This is a genomic window from Burkholderia sp. BCC1996 (assembly GCF_905339955.1).
Lineage (GTDB): Bacteria > Pseudomonadota > Gammaproteobacteria > Burkholderiales > Burkholderiaceae > Burkholderia.
The window spans coordinates 40,303-62,545 of the sequence record NZ_CAJPHM010000005.1 but is presented as its reverse complement, the minus strand read 5'-3'; the positions used below and the strand labels follow the sequence as shown (position 1 = coordinate 62,545).

Annotated in this window: 19 protein-coding genes; 10 read left to right on the top strand and 9 right to left on the bottom strand. The window is 68.4% G+C overall.

Features of this window, described 5'->3' with window-relative positions:
• Positions 1 to 7: 7 nt before the first annotated feature.
• The 6 genes from U4Z64_RS08395 to U4Z64_RS08370 form a co-directional block, all read right to left on the bottom strand.
• On the bottom strand, positions 8 to 1,147 hold the full coding sequence (locus U4Z64_RS08395; protein WP_321819677.1) for an enoyl-CoA hydratase/isomerase family protein: 1,140 nt from the start codon (positions 1,145 to 1,147) through the stop codon (positions 8 to 10).
• Positions 1,144 to 1,935 (bottom strand): enoyl-CoA hydratase, encoded by a 792-nt coding sequence (locus tag U4Z64_RS08390; protein ID WP_321819676.1) that lies wholly within the window; start codon positions 1,933 to 1,935, stop codon positions 1,144 to 1,146. The genes U4Z64_RS08395 and U4Z64_RS08390 overlap by 4 nt, the downstream gene beginning before the upstream one ends.
• Positions 1,932 to 2,834: a 3-hydroxyisobutyrate dehydrogenase gene (mmsB, locus tag U4Z64_RS08385; RefSeq protein ID WP_321819675.1), complete on the bottom strand. Its 903-nt coding sequence runs from the start codon at positions 2,832 to 2,834 to the stop codon at positions 1,932 to 1,934. Before mmsB ends, U4Z64_RS08390 begins: the two co-directional genes overlap by 4 nt.
• 18 nt (positions 2,835 to 2,852) lie before the next feature.
• Positions 2,853 to 4,382, bottom strand: coding sequence for a CoA-acylating methylmalonate-semialdehyde dehydrogenase (locus U4Z64_RS08380; protein WP_124667451.1), 1,530 nt, complete (start codon positions 4,380 to 4,382; stop codon positions 2,853 to 2,855).
• Between the two features lie 114 nt (positions 4,383 to 4,496).
• Entirely contained in the window at positions 4,497 to 6,203 is a 1,707-nt protein-coding gene (locus U4Z64_RS08375) for an AMP-binding protein (protein WP_321819674.1), read from the bottom strand.
• Between the two features lie 402 nt (positions 6,204 to 6,605).
• Entirely contained in the window at positions 6,606 to 7,739 is a 1,134-nt protein-coding gene (locus U4Z64_RS08370; protein ID WP_044846910.1) for an acyl-CoA dehydrogenase family protein, read from the bottom strand.
• Between the two features lie 137 nt (positions 7,740 to 7,876).
• Between U4Z64_RS08370 and U4Z64_RS08365 the strand changes: the two genes are divergently transcribed.
• The 3 genes from U4Z64_RS08365 to U4Z64_RS08355 all read left to right on the top strand — a co-directional run bounded on the left by U4Z64_RS08365 (position 7,877) and on the right by U4Z64_RS08355 (position 11,362).
• Positions 7,877 to 8,911 (top strand): AraC family transcriptional regulator, encoded by a 1,035-nt coding sequence (locus U4Z64_RS08365; RefSeq protein ID WP_321819673.1) that lies wholly within the window; start codon positions 7,877 to 7,879, stop codon positions 8,909 to 8,911.
• A 121-nt stretch (positions 8,912 to 9,032) separates the two neighbouring features.
• Positions 9,033 to 10,592: a nodulation protein NfeD gene (locus tag U4Z64_RS08360; RefSeq protein ID WP_321819672.1), complete on the top strand. Its 1,560-nt coding sequence runs from the start codon at positions 9,033 to 9,035 to the stop codon at positions 10,590 to 10,592.
• Positions 10,589 to 11,362, top strand: a complete 774-nt coding sequence (locus U4Z64_RS08355; protein ID WP_044846881.1) for a slipin family protein — start codon at positions 10,589 to 10,591, stop codon at positions 11,360 to 11,362. Before U4Z64_RS08360 ends, U4Z64_RS08355 begins: the two co-directional genes overlap by 4 nt.
• 127 nt (positions 11,363 to 11,489) lie before the next feature.
• Here the strand turns inward: U4Z64_RS08355 and U4Z64_RS08350 are convergent, their stop codons facing one another.
• Positions 11,490 to 12,767: a haloacid dehalogenase-like hydrolase gene (locus U4Z64_RS08350; protein ID WP_044846880.1), complete on the bottom strand. Its 1,278-nt coding sequence runs from the start codon at positions 12,765 to 12,767 to the stop codon at positions 11,490 to 11,492.
• 499 nt (positions 12,768 to 13,266) lie between these two features.
• On the opposite strand from U4Z64_RS08350, the gene U4Z64_RS08345 reads away from it, so the two are divergent.
• The 5 genes from U4Z64_RS08345 to U4Z64_RS08325 all read left to right on the top strand — a co-directional run bounded on the left by U4Z64_RS08345 (position 13,267) and on the right by U4Z64_RS08325 (position 17,948).
• Positions 13,267 to 14,166, top strand: a complete 900-nt coding sequence (locus U4Z64_RS08345) for a M24 family metallopeptidase (RefSeq protein ID WP_321819671.1) — start codon at positions 13,267 to 13,269, stop codon at positions 14,164 to 14,166.
• A 49-nt stretch (positions 14,167 to 14,215) separates the two neighbouring features.
• On the top strand, positions 14,216 to 16,003 hold the full coding sequence (locus U4Z64_RS08340; protein ID WP_321819670.1) for an SDR family oxidoreductase: 1,788 nt from the start codon (positions 14,216 to 14,218) through the stop codon (positions 16,001 to 16,003).
• A 34-nt stretch (positions 16,004 to 16,037) separates the two neighbouring features.
• Positions 16,038 to 16,943 (top strand): metal-dependent hydrolase, encoded by a 906-nt coding sequence (locus tag U4Z64_RS08335; RefSeq protein WP_044846877.1) that lies wholly within the window; start codon positions 16,038 to 16,040, stop codon positions 16,941 to 16,943.
• Between the two features lie 90 nt (positions 16,944 to 17,033).
• Positions 17,034 to 17,321, top strand: coding sequence for a hypothetical protein (locus tag U4Z64_RS08330; RefSeq protein WP_044846876.1), 288 nt, complete (start codon positions 17,034 to 17,036; stop codon positions 17,319 to 17,321).
• Positions 17,322 to 17,573: 252 nt separating this feature from the next.
• The gene (locus U4Z64_RS08325) at positions 17,574 to 17,948 is read left to right on the top strand and encodes a DUF2917 domain-containing protein (RefSeq protein WP_321798710.1); all 375 of its coding nucleotides are present in this window, start codon (positions 17,574 to 17,576) and stop codon (positions 17,946 to 17,948) included.
• Between the two features lie 173 nt (positions 17,949 to 18,121).
• On the opposite strand, the gene U4Z64_RS08320 is transcribed toward U4Z64_RS08325, so the two are convergent.
• Entirely contained in the window at positions 18,122 to 18,400 is a 279-nt protein-coding gene (locus U4Z64_RS08320) for a hypothetical protein (protein WP_027807295.1), read from the bottom strand.
• 768 nt (positions 18,401 to 19,168) lie between these two features.
• Here U4Z64_RS08320 and U4Z64_RS08315 point away from each other — a divergent pair.
• A complete protein-coding gene (locus U4Z64_RS08315; protein ID WP_044846874.1) occupies positions 19,169 to 20,470 on the top strand; it encodes an NCS2 family permease in 1,302 nt (433 codons plus the stop codon).
• Positions 20,471 to 20,644: 174 nt separating this feature from the next.
• On the opposite strand, the gene U4Z64_RS08310 is transcribed toward U4Z64_RS08315, so the two are convergent.
• A complete protein-coding gene (locus U4Z64_RS08310; protein WP_044846873.1) occupies positions 20,645 to 21,496 on the bottom strand; it encodes a LysR substrate-binding domain-containing protein in 852 nt (283 codons plus the stop codon).
• A 202-nt stretch (positions 21,497 to 21,698) separates the two neighbouring features.
• On the opposite strand from U4Z64_RS08310, the gene U4Z64_RS08305 reads away from it, so the two are divergent.
• Positions 21,699 to 22,238 carry a sugar ABC transporter gene (locus U4Z64_RS08305; RefSeq protein WP_321819669.1) on the top strand — a complete coding sequence of 180 codons (540 nt, stop codon included), beginning with the start codon at positions 21,699 to 21,701 and terminating at the stop codon, positions 22,236 to 22,238.
• The last annotated feature ends 5 nt before the right edge of the window (positions 22,239 to 22,243 follow it).

Genomic DNA, 22,243 nt, shown 5'->3' with positions numbered 1-22,243 from the left:
GCGGCGCTCACGCCGCGCCGAGATCGGCGAGCGGATGGGCGAACAGCTTCCACGGCGACGTCAGGAAATGCCGCACGCGCTCGGCGCGCAGCTCGACGAGCGACGCCGGCGCCCAGCGCGGCTTGCGATCCTTGTCAACGAGATGCGCGCGCACGCCTTCGCAGAAGTCGCCCTCCTCGATCGCGCGCGCGACGATGCCGAGCTCCATCCGGAACGATTCGGCGAGCGTCATCTGGCGGCCGCGCAGCAGCGCTTCGCGCGTCACGCACAGCATCGTCGGCGAATGGCCGGCGAGTGCATCGAGCGTCGCCTGCAGCCATTGACGGTGCTCGCGCGACAGCTCGTCGCGCGCGAGCTCCTGCGTGAGCGTCGCGACGATCCGCTCGACGGTCGAGCGCTTGTCGAAGTGACGGACGATCCACGCCATCTGCGTATCGAGCGCCGCATGCGGCACGACGTTGCAGGGCGGCTCGAACACCTTGCGCAGCGCCGGCAGCACGTCGCCGTCCCACTTGATGCTGTCGATGCGCGTCTCGAACGTATCGAGCCACGCCGACGGCACGCACAGATCCGCGAGTTTCGCGCTCAGCGCGTCGGCACCCGACAGCATCGCGCCCGTCAGCCCCACGTACAGCTCGAGCTCGACCGGCATGCGCGCCAGGAAATGCGTCGCGCCGACGTCGGGCACGAGGCCGATGCGCGTCTCGGGCATCGCGATCTTGCTGCGCTCGGTCGCGACGCGCAGCGCCGCGCCTTGCGCGAGCCCCATTCCGCCACCCATCGTCACGCCGTCCATCAGCGCGACCACCGGCTTCGGGAACGTGTGGATTGCGTAGTCGAGCCGGTATTCGTCGACGAAGAACGGCAGCCAGGTCTCGCGCTGCGCGACCATTCGGTGCAGCGCGCGCACGTCGCCGCCCGCGCAGAAGCCCTTCTCGCCCGCACCGCGCAGCACGACCGCGACGATCTGGTCGTCGGTGCGGCAACGTTCGAGCAGCGCCGCCAGCTCGCCGATCATCGAATAGGACAACGCATTGAGCGCGGCCGGCCGGTTCAGCGTAATGAGCGCCACGCGGTTCACCACGCGAAACAGCACCTCCGGCGCGGGTTGCGCGAAGCTGTCATGAGTCGTCACCGGCGTGCTCATCGTTGCGGCTCCCCGTCGGTGTGCCATTGCGGCGCGCGCTTGCCGAGAAACGCGGCCACGCCCTCGCGCGGATCGTTCGTGTCGAACAGGTCGACGAAGCGCTCGCGCTCGACCGCGAGCGCCGCGCCGCGCGGCACGCCGCGGCGCGCGAGGCCGATCAGCTCCTTGCTGTAGGCGACCGCATGCGGGCTCTGTCGCGCGACGTTGCGCGCGAGCGCCAGCGCCGCATCGCGGGCCGCGCCCCTTTCGACTACGTCCTCGACGAGGCCGATCCTGAGGGCCGTCGCCGCGTCGACGCGCGTGCCGGCCAGGATGATCTTCTTCGCCCAGCCTTCACCGACGAGCCAGGGCAGCGTCTGCGTGCCGAGCCCGCACGGCAGCAGGCCGACCGACGGCTCGGGCAGCGCCATCTGCGCGTGCGTCTCGGCGATCCGCAGGTCGCACGCGAGCGCGCATTCGAGGCCGCCGCCCATCGCATAGCCGTTGATCGCCGCGATCGTCACGACGCGCGCGTCGTGCAGCGCCTCGAATGCCGCGCCGAAACGTGCGGCCATCGCGCGCGCGACCGCGCGATCGCCGTCGGCGAACGTGTTCAGGTCCGCGCCCGCGCTGAAGAACTTCGGGCCGTCGCCGGTGATCACCAGCGCACGCACGCGCGGGTTCGCATTCAATTCGGCGACGGTGGCCTGCAGCTGCTGCAGGCCGTCGGCGGTGAAGGCGTTCGCGGGCGGACGCTTGAGCGTCGCGCACGCGATCGCGCCGTCGTCGACGTAGTCCAGTTCGATCATGAGGCGTCCTTCTTGATGGCCGGTTGGTACAGGCGGATCACCGCCGAGAAATCGAGCTGCCCGTCGCCGCGGCTGCTCATCGTCTGGTACAGCTGCTGCGCGAGCGCACCGAGATAGACGGGCTGGCGCGCCTGCTTCGCGGCGTCGTTCGCGAGGCCGAGATCCTTCAGCATCAGGTCGGTGCCGAAGCCGCCGCTGTAGCCGCGCGACGACGGCGCGGTGTCGATCACGCCCGGATACGGGTTGTAGGTGTCCGAGCTCCAGCAGCGGCCCGTCGACGTGTTGACGATGCCGGCCAGCACCTTCGGGTCGATGCCGAGCGCGACGCCGAGCGACATCGCCTCCGACACGGCCGCCATCGAGATGCCGAGCACGAGGTTGTTGCAGACCTTCGCGACCTGCCCCATCCCCGTCGGCCCGCAGTGGACGATGTTCTTGCCCATCCCGGCGAGCACCGGCTTCACGCGCTCGAAATCCGCATCGCTGCCGCCGACCATGAAGGTCAAGGTGCCGGCCGCCGCGCCGCCGGTGCCGCCCGACACGGGCGCGTCGACGAACGCGCCGCCGTGCTCGCGCACGAGCGCGCCGAACGCCTGTGCGCTCGCCGGGTCGATCGTGCTCGAATCGATCACGGTCGCGCCGGCGCCGAGGCCGGCCAGCACGCCGTTCTCGCCGGCGAGCACCGAGCGCACGTGCGGCGCGGCCGGCAGCATCGTGATCACGAAGGCCGCGCCCGATGCCGCGTCGCGCGGCGATGCGGCGACCTGCGCGCCGGCGTCCTGCAGCGCGCGCAATGCGTCGGCGCTCAGGTCGAACGCATGCACTTCATGGCCGGCCTTCAACAGGTTCAGCGCCATCGGCGCCCCCATGTGGCCCAGTCCGATAAAACCGATCTTCATGTTCGTGTCCTCCGCGGCTCAATGCAGCCGGATCGTCGTGTTCACCGGGCCGGCCGTCGTGTCGTCGTCGAACCAGCGCGCGGTGACCGTCTTGGTCTGCGTGTAGAACTGCACGACCTGCTTGCCGTACGGGCCGAGATCGCCGAGCTTCGAGCCGCGCGAACCGGTGAAGCTGAAGAACGGCACCGGCACCGGGATCGGGATGTTGATGCCGACCTGGCCGACGTCGATCTCGCTCTGGAACTTGCGTGCCGCCGCGCCGCTCTGCGTGAAGATGCCCACGCCGTTGCCCATCGGGTTCGCGTTGACGAGCGCGATCGCTTCGTCGAGCGTGTCGGCTTCGAGCACGACCAGCACCGGACCGAAGATCTCGTGCGTGTAGATCGACATGTCGGTCTTTACGCCGGAGAAGATCGTCGGGCCGACGAAATTGCCCTCCTCGTAACCGGCCACCTTCACGTCGCGACCGTCGAGCTCGAGCTTCGCGCCTTCCTTCACGCCCGCTTCGATCAGCGACAGGATGCGCGCCTTCGCTCCGCGCGACACGACCGGGCCGACGTCGGTGCCGGCTTCCGCGCCCGCGTTCACCTTCAGCAGCTTCGCCTTCGCGACGAGATCGGGCAGCCAGTCGCGCGCCTCGCCGACCAGCACCGCGACCGACGTCGCCATGCAGCGCTGCCCGGCCGCGCCGAAGCCCGCGCCGACGAGCGCGTTGAGGGTCTGCTCGCGATTCGCATCGGGCAGCACCACCGCGTGGTTCTTCGCGCCCATCATCGACTGCACGCGCTTGCCGTGCTGGCTGCCGAGGTTGTACACGTGCGTGCCGACCGCCGTCGAGCCGACGAACGAGATCGCCTTCACGAGCGGATGCGTGCAGATCGCGTCGACCACTTCCTTGCCGCCGTGCACGACGTTCAGCACGCCCTTCGGCACGCCGGCCTCGATCGCGAGTTCGACGAGTTGCATCGTCGACATCGGGTCTTGCTCGGACGGCTTCAGCACGAACGTGTTGCCGCATACGATCGCCATCGGGAACATCCACAGCGGAATCATCGCGGGGAAATTGAACGGCGTGATGCCCGCGCACACGCCGAGCGGCTGGCGCAGCGTGTAGGTGTCGACGCCGCCCGCGACGTTCTCCGCGAATTCGCCGAGTTGCAGCGTACCGATCGAGCACGCGTGCTCGACCACTTCGAGGCCGCGGAAGATGTCGCCTTCGGCGTCGGGCAGCGTCTTGCCCTGCTCGGCCGTCAGCGTCTTCGCGATGCGCTGCAGGTTCGCGCGCACCAGATCCTGGAACTTCAGCATGATGCGCATGCGCGCGGCGATCGGCGTGTTCTTCCACGTCGCAAACGCGGCGTGCGCGGCCTGCACGGCCGCGTCGACTTCGGCGACGGTCGCGAACGGCACGCGCGCGAGGACCTGCTGCGTCGCCGGGTTGACGATGTCGCGCCACTCGCTCGTGGTGGACTCGACGAAGGCGCCGTCGATCAGCAGCTTGACCGTCGGCACGTCTTGCCCCGTGCGGGGCGTCGGATTCGCGTTCATCAGTGCACTCTCCTTGCAGTGGGCCGCGTGGCGTGATGCCACGCCCGGCCGGTTCGGTTCAGTCCGGTGGCGGGCGACGCACGGCCAAACGCGGCGCGCGCGGCCCGCGGCCGGTCATTTCAGTTCGGCGGCGAAATCTTCTTCCCAGTATTCGCCGGGCATCCGCGTGCTCGCATCGTCGCCGCGCTCGATCTCGCGGCGGCGCAACTCGACGCGGCGGATCTTCCCCGAGATCGTCTTCGGCAGCTCCGCGAACTGCAGGCGGCGAATGCGCTTGTACGGCGCGAGCTTCTCGCGCGAGAAGCGGAAGATCTCCAGCGCGAGCGCGGGACTTTCCTCGTAGCCCTGGCGCAGCGTAATGAAAGTCTTCGGCACCGACAGCCGCAGCGGGTCCGGGCTCGGCACGACGGCCGCTTCCGCGATCGCCGGATGCTCGATCAGCACGCTTTCCAGTTCGAACGGGCTCAGCCGGTAGTCGGACGACTTGAACACGTCGTCCGCGCGGCCGATGTACACGTAGTAGCCGTCGTCGCCGCGCATCGCGATGTCCGACGTGCGGTAATGGCCGTCGCGCATCGCGTGGGCCGTCGCGTCGGGATTGTTCGCATAGCCGGTCATCAGGCCGACCGGGCGCGTCACGCCGGCGCCGATCGGCAGCGCGACCTCGCCTTCGGTCACCGGCGCGCCGTCCGGGTCGAGCAGCGCGATCCGGTAGCCGGGCAGCGGCCGCCCCATCGAGCCCGCGACGACCGGCTGGCCCGGCGTGTTGCCGATCAGGCAGGTCGTCTCGGTCTGGCCGTAGCCGTCGCGAATCGTGATGCCCCACGCCTTCTTCACGCGCTCGATGATCTCGGGATTCAGCGGCTCGCCCGCGCCGACGATCTCGCGCAGCTTCACGTCGAACGACGCGAGCGGCTGCTGCACGAGCATGCGCCACACGGTCGGCGGCGCGCACAGCGTGGTCACCTGGTATTTGACGAGCGCATCGAGCACGACCTTCGGCTCGAAGCGCGCGTAATTGAATGCGAACACGCACGCCTGCGCATTCCACGGCGCGAAGAAGCAGCTCCATGCATGCTTCGCCCAGCCCGGCGAGCTGATGTTCCAGTGGATGTCGCCCGGCTGCAGGCCGACCCAGTACATCGTCGACAGGTGCCCGACCGGATAGGTGCGATGCGTGTGCTCGACGAGCTTCGGCTTCGACGTCGTGCCCGACGTGAAGTACAGCAGCATCGGATCGCTCGCGTGCGTGACGGCGTCCGGCTCGAACGCGGCGCTCGCCGCATAGCCGTCGTTCATCGCAAGCCAGCCCGCGCGCGGCGCGCCGGCGACGACCTTCTGCGCGAGGCCGAGATCGGCCTGTTCGAACTTCGCGGTTTCGTTCTCGTCGACGATCGCGTATTTCGCGCCGCCGATCTGCACGCGATCGCGTACGTCGTCGGCCGACAGCTGCGTGGTCGCGGGCAGCACGATTGCGCCGAGCTTCATCGCGGCGAGCATCGCGTCCCACAGCTCGACACGGTTCGGCAGCATCAGCAGGATCCGGTCGCCGCGCACGACGCCGATGCCGCGCAGCCAGTTCGCGATCCGCGACGAGCGCTCGGACATCTGCGCGAACGAATACGGGTCGCCCGTGCCGGTTGCCGCGTCGACGATCCACAGCGCGGGCTTGTCGTTGCCGCGCGCCATCGGGTCGAAGTAGTCGAGCGCCCAGTTGAACGCATCGAGCACCGGCCATTCGAAATCGCGGTAAGCGGTTTCGTAGTCGGTGCGATGGCGCAGCAGAAAGTCGCGTGCGTCCAGGAATGCCTGTACCGTCATCGTGTCGTCTCCTGTCTCCTGTCGACGTGAGTTAGCGCTTTAGCGCTTACTCGCGTCCCATGCCTCGTGCGGTCGACGTGAGTTAGCGCTTTAGCGCTTACTCACGTCCCATGCCTCGCGCGGTCGACGTGAGTTAGCGCTTTAGCGCTTACTCACGTCCCATGCCTCGCGCGGTCGACGTGAGTTAGCGCTTTAGCGCTTACTCGCGTCCCATGCCTTGGCGAGTCTCCATGCCCAGCGGTCAACCGGGCACGCGCTGCAGCGAATGCCCGGTTCCGTATCGCGCGGCGCACGGTCACGTCGTTGCGTGCCGCGTTTGCCGCGCTGCCCTCGTGCCCTGCCTGTTTGCCTGCCTGTATGTCTGGTTGTTTGCGTGGTTGTCGATGGAGCGCCCGTCGCGACTCAAAGCTGTCGCGCGATCACCATCCGCTGCACTTCGCTGGTGCCTTCGTAAATCTGCGTGATGCGCGCGTCGCGATAGTGACGCTCGACTTCGTAATCGACGAGGTAGCCATAACCGCCGTGGATCTGGATCGCGTCCGAGCACACGCGCTCGGCCATCTCGGACGCGAACAGCTTCGCCTGCGATGCTTCCGACAGGCACGGCAGCCCGGCGGTGCGCAGCTTCGCCGCGTGATGCACGAGCAGGCGCGCCGCGTTGATCTGGGTGGCCATGTCGGCGAGCTTCTGCTGGATCGCCTGGTGCTCGGCGAGCGGCTTGCCGAACTGCACGCGCTCGCCCGCATAGCGGCGCGCCTTGTCGAATGCGGCGCGCGCGATGCCGAGCGCCTGCGCGGCGATGCCGATGCGCCCGCCTTCCAGGTTCGACAGCGCGATCTTCAGCCCTTCGCCGCGATTGCCGAGCAGGTTCTCTTCCGGAATCGCGCAGTTCTCGAACGTGATCGGGCATGTGTCGGATGCACGGATGCCCATCTTCTTCTCCGGCTTGCCGACGATGAAGCCCGGCGTGTCGGTCGGCACCAGGAACGCGGAAATGCCGCGCTTGCCGGCTTCCGGGTCGGTCATGGCAAAAACGATCGCCACGCCGGCGCGCTGGCCGTTGGTCACGAACTGCTTCGCGCCGTTCAGCACCCACTTGCCGTCGCGCAGCTCCGCCCGCGTGCGCAGGTTGTGCGCCTCGGAGCCGGCCTGCGGCTCGGTCAGGCAGAACGCGCCGATGATGCGGCCCGCCGCCATCTCGGCCAGCCAGCGATCCTTCTGCGCGGGCGTGCCGAAGCCGAGGATCGGGCCGCAGCCGACCGAGTTGTGCACGCTCATCATCGTCGCGCAGGCGGCGTCGCCCGCCGCGATCTCTTCCATCGCCAGCGCATAGGCGACGTAATCCGTATACGCGCCGCCCAGCTCCTGCGGCACGATCATCCCGAGCAGGCCGAGTTCGCCGAGCTGCGCGACGACGGCGTCGGGCAGGTGCGCGTCGTGGTCCCACTGCGCGGCGTTCGGTGCCAGCACCTCGGTGGCAAAAGCGCGCGCGGCGTCGCGGATCATCCGCTGGTCTTCGGTGTAAAGCTCGTCCATGGCGCTGCTGTCTCCCGCGGCCGCGTACCGCGACCGACCTTTCGTTTCGATGCAACAAGTGTAGGCAAGCGCGCGCGACTGTTCGATGCTCGCGCCGCTCATTTACACTGAGCGTTTTTGCCATACCGGCGGCTTCGATGAAGCAGGAAGAGAAGGGAACCGTCGCGATCAGCCTCGTCGCCTATAGCGTCGCGCTCGCCACCCGGCGCGGCGTCGCGGCCGAGCCGCTGCTCGCGCAGGCCGGCATCGCGCCCGCGCTGCTCGTGCAGCCGCGCGCGCGGGTGTCGGCGCAGCAATACGGCGCGCTGTGGAACGCGATTGCGCGCGCGCTCGACGACGAGTTTTTCGGGCAGGATCGCCACCCGATGCGTAGCGGCAGCTTCATTGCGATGAGCCAGGCCGCGCTGTCCGCGCAGGACGGACTGCACGCGATGGCGCGCGCGGTGAATTTCATGCACTGCGTGCTCGACGACCTGCACGCGGAGCTCGACGCGAACCCGCAGCGCGTGCGGCTGCGCTTCGTGCACCGCAACAGCGCCGCGGCACCCGCGATGTTTACGTACGCGACCTATTTCATCATCGTGTACGGGCTCACCTGCTGGCTGATCGGACGCCGCATCCCGGTGCTGCACGCGAGCTTCCGCTGCGACACGCCGCCGGCCGACCACGAATACCCGTCGATGCTGTGCGACGACATGCGCTTCAACCAGCCCGATTCGTATGTCGATTTCGATCCCGAATTCGCGACGCTGCCGATCGTGCAGAACGCGAAGACGCTGAAGACCTTCCTGCGCAATGCGCCGGCCAGCTTCATCGTCAAGTACCGCAACCCGAACGCGCTCGCGCAGCGCGTGCGCACGGTGCTGCGCGGGATGCCGCCCGCCGCGTGGCCCGGCGCCGGCGGGATGGCCGCGCGGCTGCACGTGGCCGAGGCGACGCTGCGCCGCAAGCTGCACCAGGAAGGCCACGCGTACCAGTCGATCAAGGACACGCTGCGGCGCGACCTCGCATTCGAGGCGCTGGCCGATCCGGCGCGGACCATCGCCGACGTCGCGGCCGCCGCCGGTTTCGCGGAACCGAGCGCGTTCTACCGCGCGTTTCGCAAATGGAGCGGGCGCAGCCCGGCCGAGTACCGGGAAGAAGCGCTCGCGCGGGGCAGCGCCGCCGGCTGAGTGCGCGGCCGGCGGCACCGCCTTCGCGCTTTCCGCCGAAACCGCCTAATCTTCAAATATCGGGCCAACGCCCTTTCCGCGAGCCGGACGGCGTGCGGCCGCGCGCCGCCCGGACGCCCCGATGCACATTCACCGTCATGGGCCGCCGTCGGCACCTGCATCGCCCGGCGGCCGCCCCCGTCACCCGCTGTCCGCGCGGGTCGCGCGCGCCGCGCTGTTCGCGGCGCTGCTCGTCGTGTGCGCGGCGGTTGCCGCGCCGCCCCCCGCTACCCAGCCCGCCACCGCACCCGTCGCCGCACCGCCGGTCGTCGTGATTCCGGTCAACGGCGCGATCGGGCCGGCCAGCGCCGACTTCATCGTCCGCTCGCTCGACCGCGCGGCGCGCGAGCACGCGCCGCTCGCGATCCTGCAACTCGATACGCCCGGCGGGCTCGACACGTCGATGCGGCTGATCATCAAGGCGATCCTCGGCTCGCCGGTGCCGGTCGCCGCGTTCGTCGCGCCGGGTGGCGCACGGGCCGCGAGCGCCGGTACCTATATCGTCTACGCGAGCCACATTGCCGCGATGGCGCCCGGCACCAATCTCGGCGCGGCATCGCCGGTGCAGTTCGGCATCGGCGGCGGCGCGCCGGGAGCGCCGGGGGCGACGAAGCCGTCGCCGGCCGGCGCGTCCGGCGCATCCGCGACGCCAGCCGAGTTGCCGAACGACACGCAGTCGACCGAGATCCGCAAGGCGACCCAGGACGCCGCCGCGTACATCCGCGGCCTCGCGCAGTTGCGCGGACGCAATGCCGAGTGGGCCGAGCGCGCGGTGCGCGAGGCGTTGAGCCTGTCGGCAACGGAGGCGCGCGCGCAACATGTCGTCGACCTGGTCGCGCAGGACCCGGCCGACCTCGCGCGCCAGCTCGACGGGCGCACCGTGACGACGACCGCCGGCACGCTGCACCTCGCGACCGCGCATGCGCCTCTCGTCGTGCTGGCGCCCGACTGGCGCAGCCGCTTCCTGTCGATCATCACCGATCCGAACGTCGCGCTGATCCTGCTGACGATCGGCATCTACGGGCTGTTCTTCGAGTTCGCGAATCCCGGCTTCGTGCTGCCGGGCGTCGCCGGCACCATCTGCCTGCTGATCGGGCTGTTCGCGATGCAATTGCTGCCGGTCAGCTATGCGGGCCTCGGACTCGTGCTGCTCGGGCTCGGCTGCCTCGTCGCCGAGGCGTTCCTGCCGACCTTCGGCGTGCTCGGTTTCGGCGGGATCGTCGCCTTCACGATCGGCGCGCTGATGCTGATCGACACCGACGTGCCCGGCTACGGCATTCCGTGGCCGGTGATCGTGGGCCTCGCGGCCGGCGGCGGGCTGCTCGTCGCCGTCGTGTCGAGCGTCGCGCTGCGCGCGCGGCGGCGGCCGGTGGTGACGGGCGCCGAGGCGATGGTCGGCAGCATCGGCGAAGTGCTCGACGACGGCCTGCACGCCGACCAGCCGCAGGGCGCGGCCGGCGCCGCACCGTCGGCGGCGGGCTGGGCGCGCGTGCACGGCGAGCGCTGGCGCGTCGCGAGCAGCACGCCGCTGGCCGCCGGTTGCCGCGTGCGCGTGACCGGCCGCCACGGGCTGACGCTCACCGTCGCGCCGCTCTACGACGTGCCGGCACACGAACAACAACACCAGGGAGCACCGTCATGATGGGCTACACGTTTGGCTTCAGCAGCGTCCTGATCGTCTTCGTCGTGGTGCTCGTCGCATCGTCGATCCGCATCTTCCGCGAGTACGAGCGCGGCGTCGTCTTCATGCTCGGTCGATTCTGGAAGGTGAAGGGGCCGGGGCTCGTGCTGATCATCCCGATCGTCCAGCAGGTCGTGCGGATCGACCTGCGCACCGTCGTGTTCGACGTGCCCGCGCAGGACGTGATCACGCGCGACAACGTGTCGGTGAAGGTCAATGCGGTCGTGTATTTCCGCGTCGTCGATCCGGAGAAGGCCGTGATCCAGGTCGCGCGCTTCTTCGAGGCGACGAGCCAGCTCGCGCAGACGACGCTGCGCGCGGTGCTCGGCAAGCACGAGCTCGACGCGTTGCTCGCCGAACGCGAGCAGTTGAATGCCGACATCCAGAAGACGCTCGACGCGCAGACCGATGCGTGGGGCATCAAGGTGTCGACGGTCGAGATCAAGCACGTCGACCTGAACGAGACGATGATCCGCGCGATCGCGCGGCAGGCCGAGGCCGAACGCGAGCGGCGCGCGAAGGTGATCCATGCGGAAGGCGAACTGCAGGCGTCGGAGAAGCTGCTGCAGGCCGCGCAGCGGCTCGCGCTGCAGCCGCAGGCGATGCAGCTGCGCTACCTGCAGACACTGACGACGATCGCGGCGGACAAGAATTCGACGATCGTGTTTCCGCTGCCGGTGGATCTGCTGGGGGCGTTGCTGGAGCGATTGAGGCCGCCGCGCGAGCAGTGAGACGGGCGGGCGCCGGCCCGAGCGACGCCGCGGCCGATGCCGACGGGCGACGCTCGGGCGCGGGGCCGCCGCGGCCGGAAACCGGATGCCGGATGCCGGATGCCCGCCGCCCGCCGCCCGGCCCGCGTCAGGCCAGCAGCTTGCGGTCGGTCTTGCCGTACTTGATCGACTTCTCGTCCGGGATCATCAGCCCCGTGTGCTCGTCGCGGCCCTGCAGCAGGAAGCGCGCGTCCGGCTTGCCGATCTGCTCGGCCGCGAGCTTGCTGTCCGCGCCGATCTCGCCCTTCTTCATCCGGTTCACGATCACGCCGGCCGCGGTGTCCTTGAAGTCGCGCAGCATCCACGCGTCGCCGTCGCTGTCGCCGAACACCAGCAGCGGGCCGTAGCCCTTCTTCGACGCGAGGACGTTGCGGATGCCCACCGTCTTGCCGGGCCCCCAGTTGAAATGCCAGCCGGCCGGATAGGTGCTCGTGTACTTGCCGTCCTGCATGTCGAGACGCAGGCCGATCACGTTCTCGGGCGGCACGCCGTAGCCATAGTTCGGATTGCCGGCGAATACGCGCACGACATCGTCGAGCGACGCGGTACTCACGTACACGTCGATGCCGTTCGCCCGCAGCGTATGCATCACCGCGCGGATTTCCTCGTGAATGCGGATGCCGTGGAAATGCGTGTCGGCCACCACGCCGGCCTTGCCCGGCAGCGCCTTCGGGCTTTCGTAGCGGACCTTGCGCAGCGCGTCGCCGATCCCGTAGTTGTTCGACGCTTCCGCCATCGCCTGGAGCTCGGCGGTCGTCATGTTCTTGTAGAAATAGATGATCCACTTGTAGCCGACTTCGAGCGGATGCGTATCGCAGATCGCGTCGTACATGAAGTACAGCTTCGCGCGAAAATCCTTGAACTGGTCGGTCTCGCGAATCTCGTCGAGGCTCTTGTCGCCGCCGAAACCCTTGTAGTTCGCGTAGAGCCAGCGGTAGTCGGACTCGACGTCGGCGGCGAGATCCTCCATCGTCACCGGCTTGCCGTCGACGGTCGTGTAGTCCTTCATGAACGCGCCCTTCGGCACGTCCTTCCACATCACGCCGACGAACTCGTCCGGCGTCAGCTTGTACTGCAGATGGTTGATCTGGTACATCAGCAACGCTTCTTCGCAGTCGTTCATGATGCACGTGTTGTCCCAGTCGAACACCGCATACGGGCGGCGCTTCCCGTCGTAGCGCGCGCTCGCGACGCCGTGCTGGTCGAGTACCGCCTGCAGGCGCGCGGCGTTGAACGGCGACCAGCGGCCCGGGTCCAGCGCGTCCGGCGCGGTCGCGCTCTTCGCGCCGGCCATGCCGGCCTTGAGCATCAGCGGCGTCGCAGCGGTCGCCGCGGCCAGGGTGTTCATGAACTTGCGGCGTTGCATGGTCTGTCTCCACAGGAAGGTCGAATCGGCTTCGGTCGCTGCCCCCGCGCGACGCGCGGCACACCGGCCCCGCGAAGCCGCGAAGGCTTCGAATCGGGGGCGAATGATGTGACGAAATTATTTCGGCAATTTGACAGCGTCGCGCCGCGACACGACAGGGAGTTGATCCAGCGCGACATGCCAGGCCCGCGCCGCGGCCTCGCGTGGCGCTCCCCGGCCGGCTGCCCCGCTCGGGATGCGTGCGCAGCGACGGCCATCCGCCCCGACCGCCGCAAACCTAGAGCTTCCCCTCCATTTCGGCCTTCATTAGGAGAAATCCTCACCTCCGCGCCACGTCGAACCCGCTATGATCTTTACATTGATCAATGACACATTAAATGCTGACTGAATAATCCGCCGCCGGATCACCGGCGGATGCATTCCGGATCAGCGCCCCAGCCTTGCACCGGACCCGCGTCGCGCCGAGGCGCGAACCCGGGCCGACACACGGAGACGCACTATGACCGCCCACCATCCGCTGCCGGAAGTCCATCTCGACGAGCTGCCGCAATTCCGCGCGGTCCAGCAGCTTGCATACCGCTGCGTCGAGACCGTCGGCGCGATGCTCTACCCCGGCATCACCGAGAAGGAAGCCGCGCGCCTGCTGACCGAATGGCTGCAGGACAACGGCGTGCACGACTGGCTGCACAAGCCGTTCGCGTGGTTCGGCGACCGCACCGCGTTCCAGGGCTTCTCGGGCCTGAAGCACATGGGCGGCTTCAACCTCGCGTTCTTCCCGAGCAACCGCCAGCTCGAAACCGACATGCCGGTGATCCTCGACGTCGCGCCCGTGCTCGACGGGATCATCGCGGACGTCGGCTACGCGCACTGCCTCGGCCACAACCCGATCCTCGAACAGCTGCAGGACGACCTGATGGACCATCGCGACCTGATCGTGCAGCTCGTGAAGGCGCGTCGTCCGATGGCCGAGGTCGCACAGGCGGTCGACGCGCTGTGCCGTCGCCAGGGCGTAGAGCCGCGCCACAAGGCCTATCCGTTCAAGGTGCTCGCGCATCGCGTCGCGAAGATCCACAAGCTGTCGAAGCCGCGCTTCGTCGCACGCTTCGGGCTGAACGCGACACGCAACCTGCTGCTCGACCAGGGCCGCGCAGCGAAGCAGCAGGGCTGGTCGCCGCTGTGGTCGATCGACCGCCGCTCCGAGCACGCGCCCGTGCCGGGCCTGTGGGCCGTGGAGCCGCATCTCGGCTTCGCCGGCGTCGGCGCGAAATTCGAGGAGCTGCTGGTGATCACCGACGACGATGCGTACTGGCTCGACGACGACCTGCCGCACGTGCGCCGCTGGCAGCGCCGCCAGGCCGAACGCGCGCCGGCCGTCGCGACCGTGCAGGCCGCCGCCTGACAGGCACGCGTTGCGCCTTCCTCCCGAATCCCTGAACGACGGACTCACGATGCAGCCTCTTTCCGACGAAGCGCCGCTGGCCCTGTTCGAATCGGTCCACAGCGAAACGGCCGTCGCCTCCGGCGACCTGACGCTCGCGGTGCGAACCTGGGGCGACCCGGCCCGCTCGCCGGTCGTGCTCGTACACGGCTACCCCGACGACAGCAGCGTCTGGCAGCAGGTCGCGCCGCTGCTCGCGCGCAGGCACTACGTGATCGCCTATGACGTGCGCGGCGCGGGCCTGTCCGGCGTACCGAAGCGCACGGCCGACTACCACCTCGCGAAGCTGACCGACGACTTCATCGCGGTGATCGATACGCTCTGCCCCGGCCGCGCGGTGCACCTGATCGCGCACGACTGGGGTTCGATCCAGGGCTGGGAGTTCGTCACCGATCCGCGGCTCGCCGGCCGCATCGCGTCGTACACGTCGTGCTCGGGGCCGTGCCTCGACCACGTCGGCTTCTGGCTGCGCGAACGCGTGCTGCACCCGACGCCCGCGTCGCTCGGCAAACTCGGCGGCCAGCTCGTGCGCTCGTGGTACGTGTACCTGTTCCACCTGCCGTTCGTCCCTGAACTCGGCTGGCGACTGTGGCTCGGCCGCGCGTGGCCGGGCCTGCTGCGCCGGGTCGAGAAGACGCCGGCCGCGCCGCGCCCGACGCAGGCCGACGACGGCGCGCGCGGCGTGCGCCTCTATCGCGCGAACTTCATCCGCTGCCTGTTCGCGCCGCGCGAGCGCTACGCGCACGCACCGGTGCAGACGATCGTGCCGCTCGGCGACAAATACGTGAGCCCGGCGCTGTCCGAGAACCTGTCGCGCTGGGTGCCGCAGTACTACCGCCGTGAAGTCGCGGCCGGCCACTGGCTGCCGCTCGCCGATCCCGCACGCTTCGCGGGCCTCGCCGAGCAACTGATCGCCGCGGTCGAATCGGGCGAGGAACCGCCTGCGCTCGCGAACGCACGCCGCCGCGCGACCAGCGGCCGGTTCAGCGGCAAGGTCGCGGTCGTCACCGGCGCGGGCAGCGGCATCGGCCGCTGCGCGGCGCTCGCGTTCGCCCGCGAAGGCGCGACCGTCGTCGCGTGCGATATCGATCTCGCGAGCGCCGAGCGCACCGCGCTGCTGCTCGGGCTGACCGGTGCGCGGGCATACGCGAAACGCGTGGACGTCGGCGCCGCCGACGAGATGGAAGCGCTCGCGGCATGGGTCGGCAGCGAGCTCGGCGGCGCGGACATCGTGATCAACAACGCGGGCATCGGCATGGCCGGCGGCATTCTCGACACGAGCGAGCGGCACTGGGAGCGCATCCTGCACGTGAACCTGTGGGGCGTGATCCACGGCTCGCGGCTGTTCGCGCAGCAGATGGCCGCGCGCGGCGCGGGCGGCCACATCGTCAACACCGCGTCGGCCGCCGCGTTCGGGCCGTCGCGCGACCTGCCCGCTTACGCGACGACGAAGGCCGCCGTGCTGATGCTCAGCGAATGCATGCGCGCGGAACTGGCGGAAAAAGGCATCGGCGTGACGGCCGTATGCCCGGGTTTCGCGGAAACCGGAATCATGGCGTCGACGCAATACGCGGGCGCCAACGCACAGGACGAAGCGCGGCTGCGCAAGCGCGCGACGAAGCTGTACCAGATGCGCGGCCTGAAGCCGGAAACCGTCGCGCAGGCGATGGTCGACGGCGTGCTGCGCAACCGGCCGGTCGTGGCGGTGGGCACCGAGGCGCATGCGCTGCGCTTCGTCGGCCGCTTCATGCCGTGGCTCGGCCGGATGCTGGCCCGCATCAGCATGGCATCGCATTGACGGCGCAGCGCGCCGCACAGGAACGGAGACACAGATGACCGCTACCGCCGACTATCACAAGATCAAGGCCCGGCACGTGAAGTTCGACTTCAGCGACACGCCGATCACCTGGGTGCCGAACGACCCGGGCAGCACGCACATCATCAACACGCTGAACCTGCTGTTCCCGGAAGGCGAACTGTGGTTCTGCCGCGTGTACAACAAGGCGCTGCCGCACATCACCGATGCGCGCCTGCGCGACGAAGCCGAAGGCTTCCTGCGCCAGGAAGCGGTGCATTCGCGCTCGCACGGCGGCGTGCTCAAGCATTATTACGACCGGCACGGGATCGACACGAAGCCGTTCACGCAGAAGCTGAACTGGCTGTTCACGCGCGTGCTGGGCGAAGCGCCGTTCGGGCTGAAGATCGGCCATACGCGCTTCTGGCTGCGGCAGCAGCTCGCGGTGATCGCGTCGCTCGAGCATTTCTTCGGCTACCTCGGCAACTGGGTGCTCAACGCGCACGGGCTCGACGAAGGCCGTGCCGACCCGACGATGGTCGACCTGCTGCGCTGGCACGGCGCGGAGGAAGTCGAGCACCGGACCGTCGCGTTCGACATCTACAACCACATGGGCGGCAACTACCCGGAGCGCTGCCTGCACATGGCGTTCGTGATCGTGCTGCTGCTCTACTTCATCACGAGCGGCGCGAAGTTCATGTACCGGCGCGATCCGGCCGCCGGCCGCTATCCGGGTTTCGTGCTCGCGTGGTGGAAGGGTTCGCGGCGCGGGCACCTGCCGTCGTTCTGGAAAGTGATCGGCGCGGCGCTGCGCTATTTCAAGCCGGGCTATACGCCGCACCACGAAGGCTCGACCGAGCAGGCGCTCGCGTATCTGGCGCGCTCGCCGGCCGCGCAGGCGGCCGCGCACGGCGGCAACTGGGGCACGACGAAGGGCGCGTGAGCCGGTTCGTCGACGGCTTCGTCACGGCGTCGGCGGGCGGCGTCCGCCGAAATGCGTACAATCGCGGCTTCATTTCCCGGAGGTGCCGCGATGGCCATGAAGAAAACCGATCTAGAAAAGAACAAGGCGCTCAAGCTGACGCACGCGATGAAGCAGTCGAGCTCCGCCCGTTTCGGCAAGGGCGCCGAGGACGCGGCGAAGCTCGATCGCCGCGCGCAGCGCAAGCTCGACCAGGAACAGGGCCTCGTGCCGTTCGCGTGCAAGCTCAACGCCGAACTCGTCGAACAGCTGAAGGCACGCGCCGCCACGCATCCGAACGGCATGACGGGCCTGCTGTCCGAACTGCTCGTCAACGGCCTCGCCCAGCGCGACGCGTGACGCGCCACGTTTCTCGAAAATAGTCGTTGACAACGCCGTACGACATCGACAAACTCGTTCGCATGCCTACGTTCAAGCTCATCGCCATCGCGAATCATTGCCCGGTGAACATTCGAAAGAATGGATCACGGGAGGCGCTTGTGCGTTAGCATCCGAGCAGTACCGCATGTCACACGAGGCCTCACCGGAAACGGATGAGGCCTTTTTGTTCTGGTGCGCGTCATCCGTCCGGCTCAACGAATGGAGAAGACGATGGACCAGGCAAGCCCGTTGTTCGACCGTCCCGATTCACGCCGCGCCGGCGCGATCGCGTTACCGACCGTCGTGATCCGTTTCGCGGTTGCGCCGCGCACGACGCTGACCTGGCGCGCGCCGGGCGATGCGGAAATTCGTGCGCACGGTGCGCCGCTGTGGATCACGCGGCCGCCGAGCGTCGACGACTACTGGGTGCAACCCGGCGACGTGCTGCGCATCGCGCGCGGCGATCGCATCTGGCTCGGCACCGATGACGACCGGCCGGCCGAAGCGTCGATCACGACGGCGTACGTGCAGCGCGGCGAACGGCTGAGACGCGCGCTCGCGCGAATGCAACGTTTGCTCGCCGGACGATGGCGAAGACGGGAGTGACGATGCGCGATTCCGTCGCGCGACGGGACACCGGAACGCGCGGAATCAACGCATCCGGAAACGGACGCACCCGCGGCGCCATGCGTCGCGGGTGCGCATCGAATGACGCGGCACGCGCGTGCGTGCCGCGAGCGATCGCGCGCCGTGCGCAACCCTTGCATGCATCGCGTGCATCAGGTGCTGGCGGCGAGACGCGGGCCCGTGCTGCGAGGAGTGGCATCGAGGTCGGGGCGTTGCGCCGCCTGCGAGGTCACCCACGGGTCGATGCCTTGCTTTTGCACCTCCTCGAGAAATGACACCCGCGTACGCCAGTAATCCGCCTGTAATTTCGCATCGATGACGCGCTGTTCGGCTGCGAACAGTTCCATGCGCGCCGTCACGAGCATCGACGCAGCGGTTTTTTCCGGCGTGGGGGCGTGCCGCATCGCCCAACGGCTGATCCAGTTCAACATGCTCACCTCCGGGATGACGGACGAACCCGCATCGGGCAATCGCAACCGGTCGCGCCTGCCCGAATGCGCAACGACCGTCACCGCACTTCACCGCCTGCCCTGCACGGACTGCGACTCCCCCGCGTCGGCAACGACTGGCCGGCGTGTGTGCGCGGTGTATCTATCCTAGAAAGACTTGCCGGTTAACGCGATGACGTCTTGCAATCTTTTACACAGAAACCACAGTCGCGCCCGCGTCGCGAAATGACAGTTGCGGACGGAACGGGTTCGGCGCAGGATAGCCCGATATCTGCAACCGCCTGGACTGATGAATGGCCGCTGCACGCCGCTGCGCACCCGCGCCGGTCATGCCGCGCGCGTTCGCGCATGCATTGCGACCGTCCTGCGTTCGGCCAGCATGCGGGTGCGCCATTGCAGTCGCATGTCATCGCGCGGCGGCCGCGCGCCGCATGCCGGTCATGTCGTTGCGCCCGCATCGGCCGGCCCGGCCCGCCGCCCGTCATCGAATCGTTTCCATCGTTTCTGCCTGCCCGCCTCGTCCGAACCGGTAAAATGCGCGCCTTCCTCGCGCGGCCGGCCTGTCCGACCGTTCGCGCGAACGCGGCCGATCGTGCCCCGCAACTATATCGTCCGAGCTATCCGCGCTATTACAATCCGCCGATAGCGCGGCAATAGTGGCTGGTTACAGTAGGCCGGCCTCGCGCTGCCTTACAACAATTCGGCACGAACAACAAGCAACACGACAACCCGACCGGAGAAAACGCCTTCATGGAATCCATCAAGCGGTATTTCGGCTTCGCTGAAGCCGGCACCGACTTCCGCACCGAAATACTCGCGGGCGTCACCACGTTCCTGACGATGGCCTACATCATCTTCGTCAACCCCGCGATCCTCGGCGATGCCGGCATGCCGAAGGAATCCGTGTTCGTCGCGACCTGCCTCGTCGCGGCGCTGGCATCGATCATCATGGGGCTGTACGCGAACTATCCGATCGCGTGCGCACCCGGCATGGGCCTGAACGCGTATTTCGCGTATACGGTCGTCAAGGGGATGGGCTTCACGTGGCAGGCCGCGCTCGGCGCCGTGTTCATCTCCGGCTGCCTGTTCCTGCTCGTCACGCTGTTCCGCGTGCGCGAGGCGATCGTCAACGGCATTCCGAAATCGCTGCGCATCTCGATCACCGCCGGCATCGGCCTGTTCCTCGGCATCATCTCGCTGAAGACCTCGGGCGTGATCGTCGGCAGCCCGGCCACGCTCGTCACGCTCGGCGACCTGCACAAGCCCACGACGATCCTCGCGATCATCGGCTTCTTCACGATCGTCACGCTCGACCACCTGCGCGTGCGCGGCGCGATCCTGATCGGCATCATCGGTGTCACCGTCCTGTCGTTCTTCTTCGGCGGCAACCAGTTCCACGGCGTGTTCTCCGCGCCGCCGTCGATCGACGCGACGCTGTTCAAGCTCGACATCGGCGCCGCGCTGTCGACCGGCATCATCAACGTGATCCTCGTGTTCTTCCTCGTCGAGCTGTTCGATGCGACCGGCACGCTGATGGGCGTCGCGAACCGCGCGGGCCTGCTCGTCGAAGGCAAGATGAACCGCCTGAACAAGGCGCTGCTCGCCGACAGCACCGCGATCGTCGCGGGCTCGGTGCTCGGCACGTCGTCGACCACCGCGTATATCGAAAGCGCATCGGGCGTGCAGGCCGGCGGCCGCACCGGCGTGACGGCGATCACCGTCGCCGTGCTGTTCCTCGCGTGCCTGTTCATCGCGCCGCTCGCCGGCGTCGTGCCGGGCTACGCAACGGCACCGGCACTGCTGTACGTGTCGTGCCTGATGCTGCGCGAGATGGTCGACGTGCCGTGGGACGACGCGACCGAAGCCGTGCCGGCCGCGCTGACCGCGCTGCTGATGCCGTTCACGTACTCGATCGCGAACGGCGTCGCATTCGGCTTCATCGCGTACGGCGGCCTGAAGCTGCTGACGGGCCAGGCCCGCACGGTCAAGCCGATCGTGTGGATCATCGCGGCCGTGTTCCTGTTCCGCTTCTTCTATCTCGGCAGCGAGTGACGCACGCGCATCGGTGCGATGCATGATGAAAAGACGCCACCTTCAGGTGTAGTGCCGCCCGGTTCCTGTCGCGGAACCGAACGGCATGGCGAGAAGGATGGCCCCTGACGACCCGGTCGCATTTGCGGCCGGGTCGTTTCACATGGGCGCCCGCCTGGTGCGGGCGACGTCAGGTCACGCGTCCGCCTGCCGGAGCACCCAGCGCGCGAAGGTCTGCAACGGCCCCTCGCCCAGTTCCAGCGCCTCCGGCAACACGAGACAGAAGCGCTTGACCACGCCCCGCCCGTCCGGCCAGGGCGCCGCGAGCAGCCCCTGCGCGATTTCGGCGTCGACATAGAGGCGCGGCACCAGTGCGACGCCGAGCCCGGCCAGCGCCGCGGCGATCAGCATCGAGTAAAGATCGTAGCGGGCGCCGGCGGCCGGATTGTTCACGGGCAACCCCGTTTCCTGCACGTAAGCCGACCACGCATCGGGCGTCTGGCGCTTGTGCAGGCGCGGCAGCGTGCCCAGCAAGGTGTCCGGCTGCCCGCCCGCGAGCAGCGACGGATGGCAGACCGGCACCAGCACCTCCTCGCACAACCGGTACGTATGCATGCCGGCCCAGGCCGGATGCTCGAAGTGAATCGCCGCGTCGAAGCCGCTGCCGGCCAGCACGAACGGCTCGGCGCGATCGGCGAAATGCACCGTGATGTTCGGATGCTGCGTCTGGAATCCCTTGAGCCGCGGAATCAGCCAGCGCGTCGCAAACGTCGGCGTCACGGCGATATCGACGCTGCCGCCGTCGCCGGGCTGCCCCATCATGTACTGGCTGTCGCGCTCGAGCCGGTCCAGCACTTCGCGAACCTGCGCCGCGTAGCGCGCGCCGTTCGGCGCCACCCGCACGCGGTTGCCGACCCGTTCGAACAGCGCGACGCCCAGGAACGTCTCCAGCCGGCCGATCTGCCGGCTGATCGCGCCTTCCGTCAACGCCAGTTCGTCGGCGGCGCGCGCGAAGCTCCCATGCCGCGCCGCGGCCTCGAATGCCATCAATGCCGAATTGCTCGGAATCCTGCGTCGCGTCACGATTGCTCCCGGTCCGACCGCCGTCGGTCATGGCTTGATCAAATGTCATTGAACGGTGACGAATCATCGTTTTCCGCCCATTCTTCCGCTCATTATCATGACAAAAACTCAACCCGTCGAGCCGGCCAATCGCGCCCGAAGGCCGCTCGCCACCCGTGGAGATGTCATGATCTATGCCGTTGAATGCAGCATCGCCGAGCCCGCCGTCGAAGCCGGGTGGAACGACTTCTACAGCCGCGTCAAACTGCCGGCGCTGATCTCGGTATCCGGCTTCCGTACGTCGCAACGCTTTCGCGCCCTCGGCGGCGACGGCCCCGTCTACCTCGCGCTGCATACGATCGACGGCCCCGACGTGCTGACGTCGGACGAGTATCGCGACAAGGGCGGCGGCAATTTCGCGCGCTGGCAGCCGCACATCGTCGAATGGCGCCGTAACGTGTACGACAGCGCGGCACCTGCGCCGGCCGTCTCCGGCCATCAATGGCTGGCCGTTTGCGACGACGCCGCCCCGTTCGCGCGAGCAGGTATCGCAGCCACCACCATGCATGCGGTTGCGCTGGACCGCCAGCCGGCCGCTCGCTGGCTGGCGGTCCTCGATCACGATCAGGCGCGGCTCGCGTCGGATGCGTCGGGCGCCGCGATCCGGTGCTATGCGCCGATGGGCGACCGGCTCGTCAGCGCGACGGCAACGTCGGCCGCACGCTGACGGGA